This window comes from Actinokineospora sp. HUAS TT18 (assembly GCF_051364635.1).
Taxonomy (GTDB): Bacteria; Actinomycetota; Actinomycetes; order Mycobacteriales; family Pseudonocardiaceae; genus Actinokineospora.
Map to the genome: position 1 here is coordinate 4,211,901 of NZ_CP195645.1, position 19,603 is coordinate 4,231,503.

A 19,603-nucleotide genomic window follows, 5' to 3' on the forward strand; every position below is an offset into this window, starting at 1 on the left:
GGAGATCGTCATGGCTGGACACGTTCAAGACCGCTGGTACCGCAACAAGAAGGACGAGAACGGCAAGTTCGTCTTCACTGCCTCGGGCCGGCCGGTTCGAGAACGAACAGACCTCTACGGCAAGGGGATGCGCTACAAGGTCAAGTACTACGTGGACGGACAGGAGAAGTCAGAGTCCTTTCCAGACAAGAAACTCGACCGGGCGAAAGCATTCCTGGCCAAGATGCAAACCGACGTCCTGACCGGTACCTACCTCGACCCCGACGCAGGAAAGATCACGCTGGACGCGTACACCAAGTCGTGGCGCAACGGCCAATCACAGGACGTCAACACCGTGGCCAGTGTGGACAGTCGACTCAACGGGATGATCTGGCCGTTCTTCGGCAAGGAAATCGCCCTGGACGCGATCACCACCGACAAGGTCCGGGAATGGATCGCATGGATGGCCGCGACACCGCGCATGCGCTCCTACCAGTTCACCGCGTTCGGGCTGCTCTCGGCGATCCTGTCCGGCGCGGTTGAAGACCGCAAGATCCGCACCAACCCATGCAAAGCCAAGAGCATCAAGGGACCCAAACCGGAGGAACGCCGCATCATCCCCTGGACCACGTCCCGACTGCACGGCGTCCAGCTCGCCCTACCGCACCGATACAAAGTCATCGTCCCCATCGGCGGCGGACTCGGCCTGCGACAAATGGAGATCTTCGCCCTGTCCCCCGACGACATCAACCGGGACGAAAAGATCGTCACCGTTCAACGGCAGATCAAATGGCACGGACAGATCCCGGTCTTCGCACTCCCCAAGGGCGGCAAATCCCGAGAGGTTCCCATCGGTGACGGCGTCCTGGCGGCCATAGATGACCACCTCGACGCGTTCGAGCCGGTGAGCCTGACACTGCCCTGGGACAAACCGACCGGCGAACTGGTGACCGCTCGTCTGATCGTCACCAAGGAGTACGACCCTGCGCGCCGCTACCGCAGCAAGTGGGTTCACCGGGTGTGGAAGAACTACGACCTCAACGAGGACATCTGGCGCCCAGCCGTGGCCACCACATGCACCCCGACCCGCCGCGACGGCATGCACGCCATGCGCCACTTCTACGCCTCGAACCTCCTGGCAGACGGCGTCTCGATCAAGGAGGTGTCAGAGTTCCTCGGCCACTCCGACCCCGGCTACACACTGCGGATCTACACCCACCTCGTCCCCTCCAGCTACCGGCGAGCACGCGCAGCGTCAGACAAGGTCTTCAAACCCCGCCCCAGTCCGGCCAACCCGACCGCCCCGGCCTCGACCTCCGACACGGCCTGACGACGGCCCAGCAAGATCACAAACTCCATAGTGGCTGGTCAGAGCGGTAAGGTCGGAGTTGTCGTAGAACAGGGGGAACTGGACCGGCTTTCCCGCGCTGTCGTAGGTCTTCTTCTGGCTTTCGTTGCCGCGGCCCAGCGTCGTGTAATACGGGCTGGCGTCCATGATCACCGGGACCTTGACGCCCGCGGGCGTGCTGGGCCGGATGATGTCGGCGGCCACGCGCACCCGCGCGCCCTGCGGGGAGGTGAGCCCGGTGTCGACCCAGACCGTCTCGCGCACCGCGTTCGCGTAGGAGTAGACCGGATCGGTGACGGTCGGGGCCGCCGTCGCGGCGGACACGGGGACCAGCGCCGCTCCGACCGCCGCGATGACGGTGAGCATGGACCGTCGGATCGTCATGCCTTTGACGCTACGGAGTGGCGCGCTCGCGCGGATAGTCCAGGTTTTTCGCGTTACCAGTTGGTGTCCGCATCCCGGCCGCGCAGACGATTCCCAGGACCAGCACGACGACCGGCAGCACGAGGGTCGCCTTGGCCGCGTTGGTGAAGCCGAGGTCGTAGGCGTCGGTCGCCAGTTCCCGCACCCGCTCGGCGATCGAGGGCGACCAGTCGCTGGGCACCTGCGGGCCCTTGTCGTCGAACTGGCTGGCGGTCTGCGCGGCGTCGGTGATGCGCCGGACGAACTCGTCGGCGTAGCGCGGCGGCAGGACCTTCGCGTACTGGCGGGCGGCCTCCGGCACCGAGAAGCTGAGGCCGACCTGGAGCAGCAGACCGGTCGACGCGCTGCCGAGGACGCCGCCGACCTGGCGGGAGGTGTTGAACACCCCGGACGCGGCGCCGACGAGGTGCGGCGGCAGGCCGTAGGTGGCGGCGGCGGTGAGCGGGGAGTAGACGAGGCCGATGCCCAGGCCCGCGACGATCAGGCCGGGCACCAGGTCCATCGGGTCGGCGTCGGGCTCGGCGAACACCGCGATGAGGCCGGTCCCCACGGCGAGCGCGGCCAGGCCGGTCATGATCATGGTCTTGCCGTTGACGAACCGCATCCCGCGCCCGGCGACGATCGCGGCGAGTCCGGCGGCGCCCGCCATGGGCGCGCACAGGACGCTGGAGGCGACCGGGCCGAGGCCGAGAACCGACTGCACGTAGATGACCAGCGGGAGGAACATGCCGGTCGTGGCGAAGCCGAGCGCGCCGTAGGTGAGGTTGGCGTAGGAGAACGTCGGATTGGCGAACAGGCCCAGCGGGACGAGCGGCTCGTCCTTGGTCTTGCGCTGCCACAGCACGAAAGCGGCGATCAGCAGCAGCCCGATCCCGACCACGTGCACCACGCCGATCGGCCCGACGATCGTTCCCCAGTGGTAGTGCTGGGCGTTCTGCAGGCCGAACACGAGCGCGGCGAGGCCGACGGAGGCGAGGACGGCGCCCAGGGTGTCGAACCGGATCCGGCCGCCCGGGCGCCAGTCCGGCAGCAGGAGCACGGCCATGGCGAGCCCGGCCACCCCGATGGGCAGGTTCAGCAGGAAGATCCACTCCCAGCCGCCGTTCTCGACCAGCAGCCCGCCGACGACCGGCCCGGTGATCGTCGCGACGCCCGCCACCGCGCCCCAGACCGCGATCGGGACCCCGCGCCGCTCGGCGGGGAAGAGCCGGGTGATGAAGGTGAGGGTCTGCGGGGTCATCGCGGCCGCGCCGAGCCCTTGGACGGCCCGCGCGGCGATCAGGGACGCGGCGGTCGTGGCGAGCGCGCACCAGAGCGAGGCGCCGAGGAACAGGACCAGGCCCACGATCAGGACCCGCTTCGGCCCGTAGCGGTCGCCGAGACGGCCGGTGAGCAGGAGGGGGACGGTGTTGGCGAGCAAGTAGACGCTGTTGACCCAGATGACCTGGTTGAGGGTCGCGTCGAGGTCGGTGAGCATGGCCGGGATGGCGACGGTGACGATCGTGGAATCGAGCATCACCATGAAGAAACACGCGCACAGCGCGGCAAGGGCCGCCCAGGATCTGCGCGTCGCTCCCCCGCCTCCCCGAAATTTCAACGCTTGGTTCCGTTCGGATGACAGGTGCGGTCGGGCGATCACCGTGGTCGGCCGCCGCCACGGTCCCCTTAGGTCCAGTTCGATGGGTGGCTGAAGATTAGCCGCCGATCACGCCCGGCGGGAGTTGGTGGTCCTCGCCGTCGACGTTCACCGATTCCGTGACCTGTTCCGTGCTTGCCAGGTCGCGCCGTCGGCCGGAGACCGTGCGGCTCGGGGCCTGCTCGACCGGGTCGCCGAACCACTGGCTGGAGCCGAGTGCGTCCGCGCCGAAGCGGCGCAGGCCCAGCTTGTCCGCGCTGGACGTCGGCGCCGAACCCGCCGGGGACATCGGGGCCGCCGCGGTTCCGGTGCCCATGGGGGTCGGTGCCGCGGAGGTGCCGCCGGTGGTGGTCGGGTCGGCGCCGATGGCGGCGCTGGTGACCGGGCGACGGGCCTGGCGCTCCTCGGGGTCGGACTTCTCCGCGCCCGAGCGCGGGGCGGCGCCCAGCACCGCGGTGTCCATGGGAACCGAGGCGGACAGCGCGCCCGGCGTCATCGGCGCAAGAGGCCGCGCCGGGGTGGCGCTGACGGTGGCGCCGGAGATGAAGACGCCCTGGCCGCCGTGGTGCGGGCTGTGGTGGTGCCCGTGGGCGGTGTGGCGGAACTCGTGGCGGTCCGGAATGACGTTCGTCGTCGGCGCCGAGGACGCGTGGGTGGACATGGTGATGCCCTGGCCGCGATGGCTGTGGTTGCCGTGGCCGTGGCCGAGCACCTCGACCGGGGGGTCGAGCGGGGTGAGCGTGCCCAGGTTGGTGTCGGTGGCCTGCTGGTAGGCGGCCATGACCTCGAACGCGCGCTGCTCGGCGCTCGTCTTGGCGGCCTCGATCGGCTCCGGGTCGGTCTGCGCGCCCGCGATCTGGATGGCGGGCGCGATCGTCGGGTCCGGGGCCTGCGTCGGCGCGGACTCGGGGGCGGGCATCTCGGCCCGCGCGCGGGCTACGTGGTCGGCCTGGGTCTCCACGGCCGTGCGCAGTTCGGCGGCCTTCTCCGACGCCTCGGTCGCCCACGCGGCGAGCGGGGCGAGGCGGTCGTAGGCCCGGCCCGCGGCGCGGCCGCGCCAGCCGGAGCCGGTGCTCTCCAGGGAGGTCAGCACGTCCTGTCCGATGTCTGACAACGCCGCCGACAACTCGGCCCAGCGGTGCGCCGGGGCGGCTGACGCCTGCGGGCCGGGGCCCTCGTGCAGCAGCCGGTACAGCTCCTCGTGGGTGAAGCCCTGCCAGCGCTTTGCGGTCTGCTCGGTCATGGTCGTCCCCCTCAGCCCTGGCCGGTCTGCGACACGGTCGCCTCGGCGTCGTCCTCGAGCACGCGGTACTGGTCGGCGATCTTGTCCAGGTTGTCGACGGCGGTGCCCAACTGCCTGCGGAACGACCGCAGCGCGTCGACGGCGGCCACGTCACTGTCGACCGACAGCGCGTTGACCACGTCGGCCGCGTGCAGACTCACCGGATCATTCGCCCACGCGGCGACGGGCAGTTCCCCTGCCGCTTCGAGCTGCCGATCGATCTGGTCGAGCGCGGCGACGAACGCCGAACGGAGCGCGGGGACGGCTTGCGGGTCGAGGTCGAGCAGGTGGGAGTCACCGCCGTGGCCGCCGGACCCGTGGCCGTTGCCCTGGCCACCGCCCGAGCCGTGGCCGTTGCCCTGGCCACCATGCGCCGAACCCTGGTCGCCCGAGCCATGACCGCCGGAACCCTGGCCACCGTTCCCGGTACCGTTGCCACCGCCCGAGCCGTGGCCGTTGCCCTGGCCACCATGCGCCGAGCCTTGGTCGCCGCCCGATCCGTTGCCGCCCGATCCGTTGCCGCCTGTGCCGGGACCGCCGCCCTGGCCGCCCCCCGCGGCCTGGGTGCCCCCACCCTGCTGTCCGCCCTGCCCGCCCTGGTGGTGCCCGTCCGTGCCCGGCACGTCGCCTCCCCGTCACTACCTGTGGTGAGCTCACTCTATCGAGTGTCGATGCTCGGATTCGACTGTTCGTGGCTCGTTTTCTAGACGCGCGCCGCGAACGTCAGGTTCCCCTTCCCCTACCGTCGCCCGGCGTTCAGTCGTTACGCAGGACGAGCACTGTTCGCTCGTCCGTCTCAGTGACCTTCGTGAACCCCAGCTTCGCCGCCACGCGCGCCGACGCGGCGTTGCCCGGGCTGTGCTTGTAGACGATCTCCTTGAGCCCCAGGGCGCCGAAGCCGAAGCGGAGCACCGCGCCCAGCGCCTCGGTGGCCATACCCATGCCGCGCGCCGACGGGTGTGTCCAGCAGCCCGCCTCGGCGGTGCCCGCGGCGAGGTCGACCTCCTTCAGCAGCACCTCGCCGAGCAGGTTCCCGGTCAACGGGTCCGCGACGGCCCACGAGAACCGCGTCTCCTCGATCCAGCCTTCCGCGCGGCGGGCGATGTAGGCCCCGGCCCGGTCGAGGTCCGAGACGTCGAGGTGCGACAGCCAGCGCCTGCTCTCGTCGTCGGCGAAGCCCTCGATGATCGCCTGCCGGTCGTCGATCCGGTCGTCGGCGCGCAGCGCCCGCAGGTAGAACCGACCGGCGTTGATCTCCACCATCTCCACGCCCGCCACGCTAGCGAAGTCAGCCGAGCAGGCCGTTCACGGATAGCGCGGTGCGCAGGGCGTCGGTGTCCGGGACGTGCGCGGCGGTCATGCCGACCGCCCGCGCGGCGGCGACGTTGGACTCGGAGTCGTCGCAGAACAAGGTCTCGTCGGCGGTGGCGTCGAGCAGGGCCAGCGCGGCCAGGTAGGCCTCTTTGTCCGGTTTGCCGACCCCGATCTCGGCCGACGAGATCACCCCGTCGACCTCCCGGTCGAGCCCGAGCACGGCGAGATCGTCCGCCAGGCGCGTCGTCGCGTTGGTGAGCAGCGCGACGCGGGTGCGCGCCCGCGCGGCCCGGACCAGGCTGAGCGCGGCGGCCATCACGTAACCGGGCCGCGACCACGCGGCGGCGGCCGCGGCGGCCTGGGCCGTCGGCACGGAACCCTCGAGCTTGCGGGCGACCGAGGCCATCCAGCGGTCGTGCGTGACGTGGCCGGTGATCGCGGGCCCCAACAGCTCCGGCTGGAACGCCGTGGACGTCACCAATCCCAGGGGCAGGCCGAACGCCGCGTCGTCGAACTCGGGGAACCCGCGCAGCACACCGTCGAGGTCGAGCAGCAGCAGCCGCGGCCCGCTCAGTGCCAGCTCCGACCCGCGTGGTGGCGGCGGCCGCTGAACATCATGAAGATCAGCGGAAGCAGCAACAGCGGGAAGAAGCCGAACCGGAAGAACAGGAACGCCCCCACGATCGCCGCGATCGGCACCAGCACGTTCGGCGGCCGTCGCCGCACCGCGGGCGGCGGCCGGTGGGCGTAGGCGGGCAGGCTCTCGGCGGGACGAACGACCGCGGGCGGACCGAACTTGGGACGCGGGTCGGGCAGGTCGGTGAACAGGGTCATCAGGTCGCCCCTGGTGACGGCGGTGGTCACCTTGGCGCTGCGGTCGCCGTACTCGTCGACCGTGAGCCTGCCCGCGCTCATGTGCTCACCGAGCGCACGCAGACCGTCTTCCCGTTCGGCATCGCCGATGCGCATCTCGGACTGCGGAAACTCGGTCACGCGTTCGATGTTACGGAAAACTCGACCGGGTGACCTGAGGCAATTCTCAGGGCAGCTTCTTGAACGCGTGCGACGCCGCCCCGGAAACGATGGTGACGATCACGACGGCGACGATCGGCCACCAGGTCTCGGTGTACTCGAACAACACGATCGACCCCGGCAAGCCGAGTAGGAACGTGAGGACGCTGAGCGTCACAAACGCCGAACTGAACGGCGTGATGATCATTCCGTTCTCGTCGGTACCGCGCGACTTGACCACCGGGTCGAAGCTGGGCCGGGGCAGTGGCAGATCGGTGAACAGTGCCTCGAGTTCGGCTCGTGTCGCCGCCGCGCGGGCCCAGCCCGTCCGGGCCTCCAAGTCGACCGCGGCCAGGCGGCCGGCCTGGGCGTGTTGTCCCAGCAGTCCGACCGCCTCGTCGCGTTCTTCGTCGCCGACCCGGATCAGGCCGTCGCCCACCTCGTCAGTCTTTGAGCTCACACAGAACCGTGCCCGTGGTGACCGTCTCGCCCTGCGCGATGCCGAGGCCGGTGACCGTGCCCGACTTGTGCGCGGTGACCGGGTTCTCCATCTTCATCGCCTCGAGCACCACGATCAGGTCGCCCTGCTCGACCGTCTGTCCGTCCTCGACGGCGATCTTGACGATGGTGCCCTGCATCGGCGCGGTGACCGCGTCGCCGGAGGCAGCGGCGCCCGCCTTGCCGCCCGCGCGCTTGCGGGGCTTGGCCTTGGCCGCAGCGGCACCGCCGCCACCGCCGCCGATGGAGAACGTGCCGGGCAGCGACACCTCGAGGCGCCTGCCGCCGACCTCGACCACGACGTTCTGCCGGGGCGACTCCTCCTCGGCCGCGTCGGCGCCGCCGGTGAAGGGTTCGATCTTGTTGTCGAACTCGGTCTCGATCCAGCGGGTGTGCACCGAGAAGCCTTCGCCGTCGCCGATGAAGGCAGGGTCGCGCACGATGGCGCGGTGGAACGGGGTGACCGTCGCCATGCCCTCGACGACCAGTTCGTCGAGCGCGCGGCGGGAGCGGGCGATGGCCTCGTCGCGGTTCTCGCCGGTGACGATGATCTTGGCGAGCAGCGAGTCGAACTGGCCGCCGATGACGGTGCCGGTCTCCACGCCCGCGTCGACGCGGACGCCGGGGCCGTCGGGGGCGGAGAACAGGGTCACGGTGCCGGGCGCGGGCAGGAAGTTGCGGCCCGCGTCCTCGCCGTTGATGCGGAACTCGATCGAGTGCCCGCGTGGCGCCGGGTCCTCGGTGAAGCGCAGCTTCTCGCCCGCGGCGATGCGGAACTGCTCGCGGACCAGGTCGACGCCGGTGGTCTCCTCCGAGACCGGGTGCTCGACCTGCAGTCGGGTGTTGACCTCCAGGAAGGAGATCGTGCCGTCGGTGCCGACGAGGTACTCGACGGTGCCCGCGCCGGAGTACCCGGCCTCCTTGCAGATGGCCTTGGCGGAGCTGTGGATGTCGGCGCGCTGGGCGTCGGTGAGGAACGGCGCGGGCGCCTCCTCGACCAGCTTCTGGTGGCGGCGCTGCAGCGAGCAGTCGCGGGTGCCGACGACGACGACGTTGCCGTGCTGGTCGGCCAGCACCTGGGCCTCGACGTGGCGCGGCTTGTCCAGGTAGCGCTCGACGAAGCACTCGCCGCGGCCGAAGGCGGTGACCGCCTCGCGCACCGCGGAGTCGAACAGCTCGGGGATCTCCTCGATCGTGCGGGCGACCTTCAGGCCGCGCCCGCCGCCGCCGAACGCGGCCTTGATCGCCACCGGGAGCCCGTGCTCCTCGGCGAAGGCGATGATCTCCTCGGCGCCGTTGACCGGCTCCTTGGTGCCGGGCACCAGCGGCGCGCCCGCGCGCATCGCGATGTGCCGCGCGGTCACCTTGTCGCCGAGGTCGCGGATGGCCTGCGGGGTCGGGCCGATCCAGGTCAGCCCGGCGTCCATGACGGCCTGGGCGAAGTCGGCGTTCTCCGACAGGAACCCATAGCCTGGGTGGACGGCGTCGGCGCCGGAGCGCTTGGCCGCGTCGAGCACCTTGTCGAAGGACAGGTAGCTCTCGCCGGGAGTGTTGCCGCCGAGGGCGAACGCCTCGTCGGCGAGCCGGACGAACGGAGCGTCGCGGTCGGGATCGGCGTAGACGGCCACACTGCCCAGACCGGCGTCGCGGCAGGCACGGATGACACGGACAGCGATCTCGCCGCGGTTGGCGATGAGAACCTTGCTCAGCGCCTTTGCCGACTCGGGCACGCCGTTCCTCCTAGTTCGCGCGGGTTGGGTGGAGTTTACGGACCCAGCGCCTCTAGTGAACCGAGAGCAACCCCACACCGCAGAGGGATACTGTGCCCAGTTTTCGCCGCATGGGAGGAGATGACACGGCGATGAGCCAGCGCGTGCCCCGGTCGGTGCTGTGGACCGCGCTGCTCAGCGGGGCCGTCACCATCGCCTCCCTGACCGGCGCGGCGGTGCTGAACGCCAGGTCAACACCGGTGTCCCCACCGACGACCTCGGTCAGCACGCCGACGACCACACCGTCGATCGGCGTCTCCGGCTGCCTGCGCGAACCCTGTCAAGTGCTGTCGACCACAACCGTGGGCGGCACTTTCGTCGAGCTGATCGCCGACGCGGGGGCGCGGTCGGGGCGGCTGCGGATCGGCGGCCCGTCGTCGAGCCAGGTGATCGAGACGACTGTCACTGAGCTCGGCGTGACGCTGAGTGCCACTTCGTTGCAGTGTGTGCCCGGTTCGGCTTCGGCTTGCCTGATTCGGGGGACGGGCCCGAGTGGGACCACCGGTCAGGTCGTGGTGGGGCGGTCGGACAAGTGGAGCGCGCAGGAGCGGGCGTACCTGTCCTCGGCCGGGGTGCTGGTGCTGGGGAACGTGGTGAGCGACTCGTCGCCCGAGGTGATCGCGGTGCAGGTGGACTGCCGGGCGAACCAGAACTGTGCGGGCAGGCCGGTTTACGCACAGGTCTTCGATCTGGGCGGTCAGGAGATCGGGTGCACGAAGACGTATTCGAAGGTCGAGCAGCTGCCGGGCTACCCGCTGATCACGTTCCCCGCTGCCCAACTGCGGGACTGCCCGTAAAGCGTGCCGCCCCGCGCGGGCGGGACGGCACGCCTTCGCTCACACCTGTGCGAGTTCGCGTGTTTCCTCCACCGGGGCGGCCGGGGTCTCGTCGCCCAGCAGACCTTCGCTCCGAGCCACCAGGACCGGCACGGTGATCTGGCCGCCGACGTTCGTGGCGGTGCGGATCATGTCCAGGATCGGGTCGATGCCGTACACGATCGCCACGCCCGTCGCGATGACCTCGGCGGGGAGGCCGACGGTGCTCAACGTCAACGTCAGCATCGTGAACCAGCCCGTGGTCCCGGCGGTGGCGAAGGCGCCGAAGACCGCGACGGCGACGATGGCGATGTACTGCCAGAAGCTCAGCGAGATCCCGAACAGGTTCGCGATGAAGATCGTCGCGATGGCCGGGTACAGCGCCGCGCAGCCGTCCATCTTCGTCGTCGTGCCCAGCGGCACCGCGAATCCGGCGTACCCGGGCTCGACACCAAGATCGACCGCGGCCTGCCTGCTCAACGGCAGCGTCGCCCCGGAAGAGCGGGACACGAAAGCGAACTGCAGGGCCGTCCAGGACTTCGCGAAGAACGCGCGGGGGCTCACCTTGCCGAAGACCCGCAGCAGCACGGGGTAAACCACGAACAGCACCAATCCGGCCGCGACGTACACCGAAGCGATCAGCGACAGCAGCGGTCGCACGAAACCGTTGCCGTAGGTCGCGAACGCCGTGCCGATCAAGCCGAGGACACCCAGCGGCGCGAGGCGGATGATCCAGCCGACGACCTTCTGGATCAGGTCGAACACGGCCTGGTTGAACGCGACGAACGGCTGTGCGCGGTCACCGAGGCTGTACGCGGCGATCCCGACGAGCGCCGCGACGAACACCACCTGCAGCACCTCGCCCTCGGTGAACGCGGAGAAGAGGTTGCTGGGAACCAAACCGTTCAGCACGGCGAGCCAGTCGCCGGGATCGCGGGTGGCGAGTTTCTCGACGGCGGCCTTGCTCGGTTCGATGTCGATGCCCTTGCCCGCCCCGCCGATCAGCGCCACGGCGATGCCGATGAGGACGGCGATCAACGACGTCAGGCCGAACCACAGCAGCGTCTTGCCGCCTAGCCGCGCGGCGACGCGCGGGCCGCCGAGGCCGCGCAGGCTGGTCACGCCGACGACGATCGCGGTGAATACCAAGGGGATGACGGTGAACTGGAGCAGGCTGGTGAAGACGTTGCCGATGGTCTTGAGGGTGGTGACCAACCAGGCCGCGTCAGTCTGTTTGGCGACGAAGCCGAGCACGGCCCCGAGCACGAGTCCAGCGAGGACGAGGATGCCGAAGGTCAGATTCCGGCGTGGTGCGGACATGCGGGAACTCCAGGGGAAAGCAGGATTCGGGGGGCGCGGGAAAGGTCAGCGCGGACAGAGCGAGCTGGCCTGCAGGCACAGGTCGACGTGCAGGCGCTCGGTCAGCGCGGACAGAGTGAGCTGGCCTGCAGGCACAGGTCGACGTGCAGGCGCTCGGTCAGCGCGGACAGAGTGAGCTGGCCTGCAGGCACAGGTCGACGTGCAGGCGCTCGGTCAGCGCGACGGCGCGGTGGGTCCCCTTCACACTTGGATCCAACCCCGGATCCGGTGAATCTCTTCCCTGGTCAGGATGTGATGCGGTCGACTCTCACGAAGTGGGAGCGGACCAGAAATCCACGACGCTGAGGTTGACGTCGGACAGCAGTCTGCGCATCAGCGGCAGGCTGATGCCGATGACACCGGAGTGGTCGCCATCGATGCCGTCGACGAACCAGCCGCCGCGGCCGTCGAGGGTGAAGGCGCCCGCGACGCGCAGCGGTTCGCCGGAGGCGAGGTAGGCCTCCAGTTCGCGGTCGGTGGGCTTGCCGAAGCGGACGACCGTGCTCTCGGTGCCGGTGGCGACGCTGGTCACCTCGCCGCCGTCGACCCGCAGGACCGCGTGGCCGGTGAGCAGATGGCCCGCGTTGCCCGCCATGCGGCCCCAGCGTTCGCGGGCGATGTCGACGGTGGCGGGCTTGCCCATCAGCGCGCCGTCGAAGTGCAGCATCGAGTCGCAGCCGACGACCACCGCGTCCGGGTACTCGGCGACGATGTCGGCGAGCACGGCCCGCGCCTTGGCCTCGGCCAGCGCGACGACGACGGCGTCCGGGCGGGCGTCGGGCAGCGACCGCTCGATGGCCTCTTCGTCCACACCGGACACTCGGACCACCGGCTCGATCCCCGCGTCGCGGAGCATGTTGAGCCGAGCGGGTGACTGGGAGGCGAGGACGAGGCGCATGGCGCCCAGCCTAGCCACTCAGGACATCGCCGCCGTGCACCTGATCACGCTCCACACCGTCCAGCAGCAGCCCGACGTGGTCGCCCGCGCGCGCCTCGGCGGTCTTCTTGCGGAACATCTCCACACCCGCGATCCGGATGGTCGCGACCGGTTGCCCCGCCCGGCTGAGCCGCACCTGGTCGCCGACCCGGACGAGGCCAGTGGCGACCTGCCCGGTGACGACCGTCCCGCGACCGGTGATCGTGAAGACGTCCTCAATGGTCAGCTCGAACTGGCCTGCCGGGACCGCCTGGCGCCCTTGGGCCAGCAACTCCTGCGGGTCCATCGGGTTCGGCTCACGCCGCCAGAACTTCCAGCCCATTCAACGGACTCTAGGCGAGCGCGGTCAGCGCCGTGTGGGCCATGACGCGGATGCCGACCAGCAGCGCGCGCTCGTCGAGCTGGAACGTCGGCTGGTGCAGGTCGTGGGTCGGGCCCACGCCCGGCCACACGCCGAGCCGCATGAACGAGCCCGGCACGTTCTCCAGGTACCAGCCGAAGTCCTCGCCGCCGGAGGACTGCTTCGTCCCGGCCAGCGCGTCCTCGCCCAGCGCCGACTCGATGCCCGCGCGCAGCAGCTGGGTGCTCTCCCGGTCGTTGATCACCGGGGGCACGCCGCGGGTGTGGATCAGCTCGAAGCCGACACCCGTCGGGGCGAGCAGCGACTGGACCAGGCTCGCCACGATCGGCTCCAGGTCGGCCCACACGTCGTGGTCGCCGGTGCGCAGGGTGCCGCGCAGGACGCCGTCCTGCGGGACCGCGTTGGCGGCCTCGCCCGCGTGCACCGCGCCCCATACCAGGACCGTGCCCGAGCGCGGGTCGATCCGGCGGGACAGCAGTGCGGGCAGGCCGGTGATCACGGTGCCGAGCGCGTGCACCAGGTCGGCGGTCAGGTGGGGACGGGAGGTGTGGCCGCCCGGCGAGGTGAGCCGCAGTTCGAGCAGGTCGGTGGCCGAGGTGATGGCGCCGACGCGGGTGCCGACCCGGCCGACCTCCAGCCGCGGGTCGCAGTGCAGGCCGAAGATCCGCTCGACGCCGTCGAGCCCGCCCGCCTCGATCACGTCGAGCGCGCCCCCGGGCATGACCTCCTCGGCGGGCTGGAAGATCAGCCGGACGCGGCCGGGCAGCGCGGGCGCCGAGGCCAAGGCGATGCCGGTGGCCAGCAGGACCGTGGTGTGGGCGTCGTGGCCACACGCGTGGCAGGCGCCGTCGACGGTGGCGCTGTAGGGCAGGCCGGTGGCCTCGGTCATCGGCAGCGCGTCCATGTCGGCGCGCAGCGCCACGCAGCGCTCGCCCTCGCCGACGTCGCAGATCAGGCCGTTGCCGCCGGGGAGCAGCTCCGGTTGCAGGCCGAACGACTTCAACAGGCCCGCGACCATCTCGGTGGTGGCGAACTCCTGGCGGGACAGCTCCGGGTGCGCGTGGAAGTGCCGGAACCACGCCACCACGTCGGCGGCGTTGGCGGCGAGCCACTGGTCCAGCCAGGCTGGCCCGCGTCCGGCAGCGAGATCCTCCACAGTGGGCATAGTGACCCCACTGGGCGAGATCAGCACGGCCGGGTCGGGCAGCCGGCCGTCACGGCCGCCTTCCGACGGCAGCTCCGGCCGCGAATCCAGCAGAGTCACGCGACCCCTCCGGGATGGTCTTGAGGGTGGGCTTGGGGTTCATGTCACGCCCCATAGTGCCTCATCCCAGACCCGTCACCGGGACCGTGACCACATCGCAAGACCGCCGGTACCGCCGCTGCGACGAACGGTGCCCACCTCTTCTGCCGCACTTCAAGATGATCAAGACGATCGGTGGTCCACCCGCGCTGAGCTGCGATCATCCCGCCTTTCGGCGCTTCGCACGCACCCGATTGCCGTAGATGACGATGCCGAGCAGGACCGCCGCCGTTACTCCGATGACAAGCTTCTTCTTGGAGGTTGCCGCATCGTTGTTGGTCGCCGGATCGAGCGTCGGACCGGTCGGCGCGACGGTCTCGGTCTGCTGGGCGAACGGGGTCGCGGTGGCAGCCGACCCTCCGCCGAGCACGATGAGCGCGGTGAGGAACAGGCCGATCAACAGCCGGGTCACAAGCCCTCCAGGTCGGTTCGGGGAGATCGTCACCAAGGTTAGTCGGACCGCTCACGCTCCGCGAAGGCCGCGAGCAGGCGATCGGCGGCCAGCGTCGCCGTCAGCTCGCCCTCCCGCACCTGCCGCTCCAGCTCCGGGGCCAACGCGCGCACGGCCGGGTGGGCGTGCAGCCTGCCCAGGAGCGTGTCCTGGACCATCGACCACGTCCAGTCGACCTGCTGCCTGCGTCGCTTGTCCGCCAGTTCGCCGGACTCCGACAGCGTCCGGTGGTGCAGCTCGATCTGCTCCCAGAGGGTGTCCAGGCCCAGGTTCTCCATGCCGCTGCAGGTCAGCACGGGCGGGTTCCACGTGGCCTCGGGCGCGCGCAGCAGCCGCAGAGCGCCCGCCAGCTCGCGCGCGGCCTTCTGCGCCTCGCGGGTGTGGTCGCCGTCGGCCTTGTTGACCGCGATGACGTCGGCCAGCTCCAGCACGCCCTTCTTGATGCCCTGCAGCTGGTCACCCGTTCGGGCCAAGGTCAGGAAGAGGAAGCAGTCGACCATGTTGGCCACCGTGACCTCGGACTGCCCGACGCCGACGGTCTCGACCAGCACGATGTCGAACCCCGCGGCCTCCATCAGCACGATCGTCTCGCGGGTGGCCTTGGCGACGCCGCCGAGCGTGCCGGAGGTCGGCGACGGGCGGATGAACGCCGCCGGGTCGACCGCGAGCCGCTGCATCCGGGTCTTGTCGCCGAGGATGCTGCCGCCGGTCCTGGTCGACGACGGGTCGACGGCCAGGACGGCGACGCGGTGACCGGCGGCGGTCAGGTTGGAGCCGAGCGCGTCGATGAAGGTCGACTTGCCGACGCCGGGGACGCCGGTGATGCCGACGCGGTGCGCCCCGCCCGCGTGCGGCAGCAGCTCGACCAGCAGCTCCTGCGCCTGCGCGCGGTGGTCGGCCCGCTTGGACTCCACCAGCGTGATCGCCCGCGACAGCAGGCCCCGGTCGCCCGCGAGGACGCCTTCGGCGTACTCAGCAGTTTCAATCTTCCGCATCCACCGCTGTGTCGATTTCTCAGCCAAGCGAGTGTCCGTGCTGCTCGGCGAGCTTGCGCAGCAGTTCGGCGGCCGCGTCGGCGATGACCGTGCCGGGCGGGAAGATCGCCGCGGCACCGGCCGCGCGCAGCTCGTCGAAGTCCTGTGGCGGGATGACGCCGCCGACCACGATCATGATGTCCTCGCGGCCCAGCGCCGCCAGCTCCTCGCGCAGCGCGGGCACCAGCGTGAGGTGTCCGGCGGCGAGGGAGTTGACCCCGACGATGTGCACGTCGGCCTCGACGGCCTGGCGCGCGACCTCGTCCGGGGTGGAGAACAGCGGGCCCACGTCGACGTCGAAGCCGAGGTCGGCGAACGCGGTCGCGATCACCTTCTGGCCGCGGTCGTGCCCGTCCTGCCCCATCTTGGCGACCAGGATGCGCGGACGTCGGCCCTCAGCCTCGGCGAACGCCTCGACCACGGCGCGCGCGTCGTCCACATTGGACGCGTTGCCGACCTCGTCGCGGTACACACCGGTGATCGTACGGATCTGGGCGGCGTGGCGTCCCCAGACCTTGCCCAGCGCCTCGGAGATCTCGCCGACAGTGGCCTTCTTGCGCGCCGCGTCGATGGCGAGTTCGAGCAGGTTGCCGCCCGCGTCGGCGGCGTTGGTCAGCGCGTTGAGGGCGCTCTCGACCGCGCCGCTGTCGCGTTCCTCGCGCAGCCGCCGCAGCTTCTCGATCTGCTGGGCGCGCACGCCCGCGTTGTCGACCTTGAGGACGTCGATCTGCTCGTCGCCGTCCGGCCGGTACTTGTTGACGCCGATGACCGGCTGGCGGCCGGAGTCGATGCGGGCCTGGGTGCGCGCGGCCGCTTCCTCGATGCGCAGCTTCGGGATGCCCGCGTCGATCGCCTGGGCCATGCCGCCCGCGGCCTCGACCTCGCTGATGTGGCCCCACGCCTTGCGGGCCAGCTCGTAGGTGAGCCGCTCGACGAACGCGCTGCCGCCCCACGGGTCGATCACGCGCGTGGTGCCGGATTCCTGCTGCAGCAGCAGCTGGGTGTTGCGGGCGATGCGCGCGGAGAAGTCGGTCGGCAGGGCCAGCGCCTCGTCGAGCGCGTTGGTGTGCAGCGACTGGGTGTGGCCCTGGGTGGCGGCCATCGCCTCGACGCAAGTGCGGATGACGTTGTTGTAGACATCTTGGGCGGTCAGCGACCAGCCCGACGTCTGGCAGTGCGTGCGCAGCGACAGCGACTTCGACGACTTGGGCTCGAAGCCCTTCACCAGCTTGGCCCACAGCAGGCGGGCCGCGCGCATCTTCGCGACCTCCATGAAGAAGTTCATGCCGATCGCCCAGAAGAACGACAGCCGCGGCGCGAACCGGTCGACGTCGAGGCCCGCGTCGCGACCGGCGCGGATGTACTCGACGCCGTCGGCAAGGGTGTAGGCCAGCTCCAGGTCGGCGGTCGCCCCGGCCTCCTGCATGTGGTAGCCGGAGATCGAGATCGAGTTGTACTTCGGCATGTGCTGGCTGGTGTAGCTGAAGATGTCGGAGATGATCCGCATCGACGGCCGCGGCGGGTAGATGTAGGTGTTGCGGACCATGAACTCCTTGAGGATGTCGTTCTGAATGGTCCCGGCGAGCGCCTCCGGCGCCACCCCCTGCTCCTCGGCGGCCACGACGTAGAGCGCGAGAACGGGCAGCACGGCGCCGTTCATCGTCATCGACACGCTCATCTTGTCGAGCGGGATGCCGTCGAAGAGCTGGCGCATGTCGTAGATGGAGTCGATGGCCACGCCCGCCATGCCGACGTCACCGGCCACGCGCGGGTGGTCGGAGTCGTAGCCGCGGTGGGTGGCGAGGTCGAAGGCGACCGACAGTCCTTTTTGGCCCGCGGCGAGGTTGCGGCGGTAGAAGGCGTTGGACTCCTCGGCGGTGGAGAAGCCCGCGTACTGGCGGATGGTCCACGGCTGGTTGACGTACATCGTCGGGTACGGGCCGCGCAGATAGGGCGCGATGCCGGGGTAGGTGTCGAGGAAGTCGAGACCCGCGAGGTCGTCGGCGCCGTAGACCGGCTTGATGCCGATGCCCTCGGGGGTGTCCCAGGCGAGCGCGTCGGCGCCCTTGCCGGTGGCGGCGTGGACAGCGGCCTGCCAGTCGGCGGCCGACCCCGCCTGGGGCCGGCCAAGGTCGATGGAGGAGAAATCGGGGATGCTCATGCGTTGACTCCCAACGTCTCCAGGGTAGCGCGCAGGACGGCCAGCGCGTCGCAGCCCGCGTGGACGTTTCCGTCCACTCCGGACAGCTCGACCTTGCCCGCCAGCAGGATTTTGGTCGCTTCGGACAGCTGCTCGACGGCGGCCGGTCCGTCGGCGGCGTAGGACTTGTCGCTGCCGCAGAGGCAGGCGACGGTGGCGCCGCTGGCGGCGAAGCCCTCCGGCGGGCCCGCGATGGTCTCGATGCCGCCCGCCTGGAACAGGTTGGCGGCGAAGGTCGCGCGGCCGGTGTGGGCGGCGACGGGGCCGAGGGTGGCGAGGTAGATCCGGGGGCGGGCGCCGGTCTCGGCGAGCACGCGATCGGAGCGGTCGCGCAGTTCCTCGTATGCCTCGGCGTAGCGCACCGAGGGCAGGCCGCCGGTCGGCGCGGCGGGCTCGGGGATGCGGGTGATCGGCTTCTCGGCCAGGTTCGGGAACTCGCTGACGCCGGTCAGCGCGTCCTTGCGGGTGGCGAGGTTGGCGGAGCGGGCCTGCCAGGTGGCGGCGAGCCGGTCGCCGACCACACCGGTGTCGAGGGCGGCGACGATGCCGCCCGCGCGCTCGATCTCGGTGAACCAGTCCCACGCGGTGCGGGCGAGGTCGTCGGTGAGGCGCTCGACGTACCAGGAGCCGCCCGCCGGGTCGATCACACCGGCCAGTTTGGACTCTTCGAGCAACACGGACTGCGTGTTGCGCGCGATGCGGCGGGCGAAGCCGTCGGGCAGGCCGAGGGCGGCGTCGAACGGGAGGACGGTGACCGCGTCGGCGCCGCCGACACCGGCGCCGAAGCAGGCGAGCGTCGCCCGCAGCATGTTCACCCATGGGTCGCGCTTGGTGAACATCGCGGGCGAGGTGACCGCGTGCTGCCGCTGCGGCGCGGCGAACCCACTGACCTCGGCGACCCGCGCCCAGAGCCTGCGGGCAGCGCGGAACTTGGCGATGGTGAGGAACTGGTCGGCCGTGGCGGCGTAGCGGAACTCGAGCTGCGCGGCGGCCTTGTCGACCGGCAGCCCGGCGGCGGTGAGCGCCCGGAGATAGGCAACCCCAGCGGCGATCGAGGCGCCGAGTTCCTCGGCGTCGGACCCGCCCGCCTGGTGGAACGGGAGCCCGTCGACCACGATCGAGCGCAGCGCGGGGTACTCGGCGGCCTTGCGGGCCAACTGGGCGGCCGCGTCGAGGTCGGCGCCCGCGGCGGTGCGGGCGTGGTGGCCGATCGGGTCGATGCCCAGGTTGCCCTTGACCTCGCCCGCGGGGATGCCCTTGTCGGCGTGGATCCGCAGCAGTTCCTCGGCGGCCTCGATGTCACCGTCGAGGGTGACGGGGGCGAGGTCGAGGTAGACGTCCTGGAGGACGTGGGCCAGCGCGTCGGCGGGGACGCTCAGCCAGAGGGAGGTGACGCCGTTCTCGAGGTCGGCGAGCACGGCTCGGCGGGTCACCTCGGGGTCGGGATCGGCGTGGCGCTGTCGGACATCCCAGCCGGTGGACACCCCACCTTGGGGTGTGGCCCCGCGCACATAGGGCGGCAAACCGGGAAAGCCGGCGTCCGGCGCGACGTCGGCGGCGGTGTAGAGCGGCTGCAGGACGATGCCGTCATAGGTGGTGGTGGCCAGCAGCGACTCGACGGGCCCGTCGAAGTCCTCGGGCACCGCCCCCGACTTGCGCAGCACACCGCCCACAAGTTCCTGCCACTGCTCCCACCCGGCGTCGGGGAACTCGCCCGCCAGGACCAGCTCATGCGCGGAGGGGGATGTCATGCCCAGAAATGCTACGGAAACCACGCCTCAACACCAGGCGAGGACGTTGTGAGGCTAATCGCCATTCACGTACTTGCCCCGGCACCCACGGCAGGGGAACTCGACCGACGCCCACGCCGCACCCGCGCCTGA

General features: G+C 70.6%; 19 protein-coding genes. 2 read left to right on the forward strand and 17 right to left on the reverse strand.

Features of this window, described 5'->3' with window-relative positions; translation table 11 throughout:
• The first annotated feature begins 10 nt into the window (after positions 1-10).
• Positions 11-1,309: a tyrosine-type recombinase/integrase gene (locus ACSHT8_RS18875; protein WP_436492174.1), complete on the forward strand. Its 1,299-nt coding sequence runs from the start codon at positions 11-13 to the stop codon at positions 1,307-1,309.
• Here ACSHT8_RS18875 and ACSHT8_RS18880 read toward each other — a convergent pair.
• The 9 genes from ACSHT8_RS18880 to ACSHT8_RS18920 all read right to left on the reverse strand — a co-directional run bounded on the left by ACSHT8_RS18880 (position 1,235) and on the right by ACSHT8_RS18920 (position 9,221).
• A complete protein-coding gene (locus tag ACSHT8_RS18880) occupies positions 1,235-1,711 on the reverse strand; it encodes a CocE/NonD family hydrolase (protein ID WP_436492175.1) in 477 nt (158 codons plus the stop codon). The genes ACSHT8_RS18875 and ACSHT8_RS18880 overlap by 75 nt on opposite strands.
• A gap of 10 nt (positions 1,712-1,721) precedes the next feature.
• Positions 1,722-3,347 carry a DHA2 family efflux MFS transporter permease subunit gene (locus ACSHT8_RS18885; protein WP_436492176.1) on the reverse strand — a complete coding sequence of 542 codons (1,626 nt, stop codon included), beginning with the start codon at positions 3,345-3,347 and terminating at the stop codon, positions 1,722-1,724.
• A 97-nt stretch (positions 3,348-3,444) separates the two neighbouring features.
• Positions 3,445-4,629 (reverse strand): PPE domain-containing protein, encoded by a 1,185-nt coding sequence (locus ACSHT8_RS18890; protein ID WP_436492178.1) that lies wholly within the window; start codon positions 4,627-4,629, stop codon positions 3,445-3,447.
• Positions 4,630-4,640: 11 nt separating this feature from the next.
• On the reverse strand, positions 4,641-5,291 hold the full coding sequence (locus ACSHT8_RS18895) for a hypothetical protein (RefSeq protein WP_436492179.1): 651 nt from the start codon (positions 5,289-5,291) through the stop codon (positions 4,641-4,643).
• Between the two features lie 133 nt (positions 5,292-5,424).
• Positions 5,425-5,931 (reverse strand): GNAT family N-acetyltransferase, encoded by a 507-nt coding sequence (locus ACSHT8_RS18900; protein ID WP_436502100.1) that lies wholly within the window; start codon positions 5,929-5,931, stop codon positions 5,425-5,427.
• A gap of 25 nt (positions 5,932-5,956) precedes the next feature.
• Complete coding sequence (locus tag ACSHT8_RS18905) at positions 5,957-6,562, reverse strand: HAD-IA family hydrolase (protein ID WP_436502101.1); 606 nt, start codon at positions 6,560-6,562, stop codon at positions 5,957-5,959.
• Entirely contained in the window at positions 6,553-6,975 is a 423-nt protein-coding gene (locus ACSHT8_RS18910) for a DUF1707 SHOCT-like domain-containing protein (RefSeq protein ID WP_436492180.1), read from the reverse strand. The genes ACSHT8_RS18905 and ACSHT8_RS18910 overlap by 10 nt, the downstream gene beginning before the upstream one ends.
• A 46-nt stretch (positions 6,976-7,021) precedes the next feature.
• Entirely contained in the window at positions 7,022-7,453 is a 432-nt protein-coding gene (locus ACSHT8_RS18915) for a DUF1707 SHOCT-like domain-containing protein (protein WP_436492181.1), read from the reverse strand.
• Entirely contained in the window at positions 7,437-9,221 is a 1,785-nt protein-coding gene (locus tag ACSHT8_RS18920; protein WP_436492182.1) for an acetyl/propionyl/methylcrotonyl-CoA carboxylase subunit alpha, read from the reverse strand. Before ACSHT8_RS18920 ends, ACSHT8_RS18915 begins: the two co-directional genes overlap by 17 nt.
• 131 nt (positions 9,222-9,352) lie before the next feature.
• Between ACSHT8_RS18920 and ACSHT8_RS18925 the strand changes: the two genes are divergently transcribed.
• On the forward strand, positions 9,353-10,057 hold the full coding sequence (locus ACSHT8_RS18925) for a hypothetical protein (RefSeq protein ID WP_436492183.1): 705 nt from the start codon (positions 9,353-9,355) through the stop codon (positions 10,055-10,057).
• 39 nt (positions 10,058-10,096) lie between these two features.
• On the opposite strand, the gene ACSHT8_RS18930 is transcribed toward ACSHT8_RS18925, so the two are convergent.
• From ACSHT8_RS18930 to ACSHT8_RS18965, 8 genes are all read right to left on the reverse strand, one after another.
• Positions 10,097-11,395, reverse strand: coding sequence for a dicarboxylate/amino acid:cation symporter (locus tag ACSHT8_RS18930; protein ID WP_436492184.1), 1,299 nt, complete (start codon positions 11,393-11,395; stop codon positions 10,097-10,099).
• Between the two features lie 307 nt (positions 11,396-11,702).
• On the reverse strand, positions 11,703-12,332 hold the full coding sequence (locus ACSHT8_RS18935; protein ID WP_436492185.1) for a Maf family protein: 630 nt from the start codon (positions 12,330-12,332) through the stop codon (positions 11,703-11,705).
• Between the two features lie 10 nt (positions 12,333-12,342).
• Positions 12,343-12,693: an EF-Tu/IF-2/RF-3 family GTPase gene (locus ACSHT8_RS18940; protein WP_436492186.1), complete on the reverse strand. Its 351-nt coding sequence runs from the start codon at positions 12,691-12,693 to the stop codon at positions 12,343-12,345.
• Between the two features lie 10 nt (positions 12,694-12,703).
• Positions 12,704-13,996 carry a M20 family metallopeptidase gene (locus ACSHT8_RS18945; RefSeq protein ID WP_436492188.1) on the reverse strand — a complete coding sequence of 431 codons (1,293 nt, stop codon included), beginning with the start codon at positions 13,994-13,996 and terminating at the stop codon, positions 12,704-12,706.
• Positions 13,997-14,195: 199 nt separating this feature from the next.
• Positions 14,196-14,447 carry a hypothetical protein gene (locus tag ACSHT8_RS18950; RefSeq protein ID WP_436492189.1) on the reverse strand — a complete coding sequence of 84 codons (252 nt, stop codon included), beginning with the start codon at positions 14,445-14,447 and terminating at the stop codon, positions 14,196-14,198.
• Positions 14,448-14,485: 38 nt separating this feature from the next.
• Positions 14,486-15,481: a methylmalonyl Co-A mutase-associated GTPase MeaB gene (gene meaB / locus ACSHT8_RS18955; RefSeq protein ID WP_436492190.1), complete on the reverse strand. Its 996-nt coding sequence runs from the start codon at positions 15,479-15,481 to the stop codon at positions 14,486-14,488.
• 19 nt (positions 15,482-15,500) lie between these two features.
• The gene (gene scpA, locus ACSHT8_RS18960) at positions 15,501-17,681 is read right to left on the reverse strand and encodes a methylmalonyl-CoA mutase (RefSeq protein WP_436492191.1); all 2,181 of its coding nucleotides are present in this window, start codon (positions 17,679-17,681) and stop codon (positions 15,501-15,503) included.
• A complete protein-coding gene (locus tag ACSHT8_RS18965; RefSeq protein WP_436492192.1) occupies positions 17,678-19,471 on the reverse strand; it encodes a methylmalonyl-CoA mutase subunit beta in 1,794 nt (597 codons plus the stop codon). The genes scpA and ACSHT8_RS18965 overlap by 4 nt, the downstream gene beginning before the upstream one ends.
• Positions 19,472-19,603 lie beyond the last annotated feature (132 nt).

Coding starts and splice junctions, on each gene's coding strand:
- ACSHT8_RS18875 (WP_436492174.1), top strand. CDS start 11: ATGGCTGGACACGTTCAAGACCGCTGGTACCGCAACAAGAAGGACGAG.
- ACSHT8_RS18880 (WP_436492175.1), bottom strand. CDS start 1,711: ATGACGATCCGACGGTCCATGCTCACCGTCATCGCGGCGGTCGGAGCG.
- ACSHT8_RS18890 (WP_436492178.1), bottom strand. CDS start 4,629: ATGACCGAGCAGACCGCAAAGCGCTGGCAGGGCTTCACCCACGAGGAG.
- ACSHT8_RS18900 (WP_436502100.1), bottom strand. CDS start 5,931: ATGGTGGAGATCAACGCCGGTCGGTTCTACCTGCGGGCGCTGCGCGCC.
- ACSHT8_RS18925 (WP_436492183.1), top strand. CDS start 9,353: ATGAGCCAGCGCGTGCCCCGGTCGGTGCTGTGGACCGCGCTGCTCAGC.
- ACSHT8_RS18930 (WP_436492184.1), bottom strand. CDS start 11,395: ATGTCCGCACCACGCCGGAATCTGACCTTCGGCATCCTCGTCCTCGCT.
- ACSHT8_RS18935 (WP_436492185.1), bottom strand. CDS start 12,332: ATGCGCCTCGTCCTCGCCTCCCAGTCACCCGCTCGGCTCAACATGCTC.
- ACSHT8_RS18940 (WP_436492186.1), bottom strand. CDS start 12,693: ATGGGCTGGAAGTTCTGGCGGCGTGAGCCGAACCCGATGGACCCGCAG.
- meaB (WP_436492190.1), bottom strand. CDS start 15,481: ATGCGGAAGATTGAAACTGCTGAGTACGCCGAAGGCGTCCTCGCGGGC.
- scpA (WP_436492191.1), bottom strand. CDS start 17,681: ATGAGCATCCCCGATTTCTCCTCCATCGACCTTGGCCGGCCCCAGGCG.
- ACSHT8_RS18965 (WP_436492192.1), bottom strand. CDS start 19,471: ATGACATCCCCCTCCGCGCATGAGCTGGTCCTGGCGGGCGAGTTCCCC.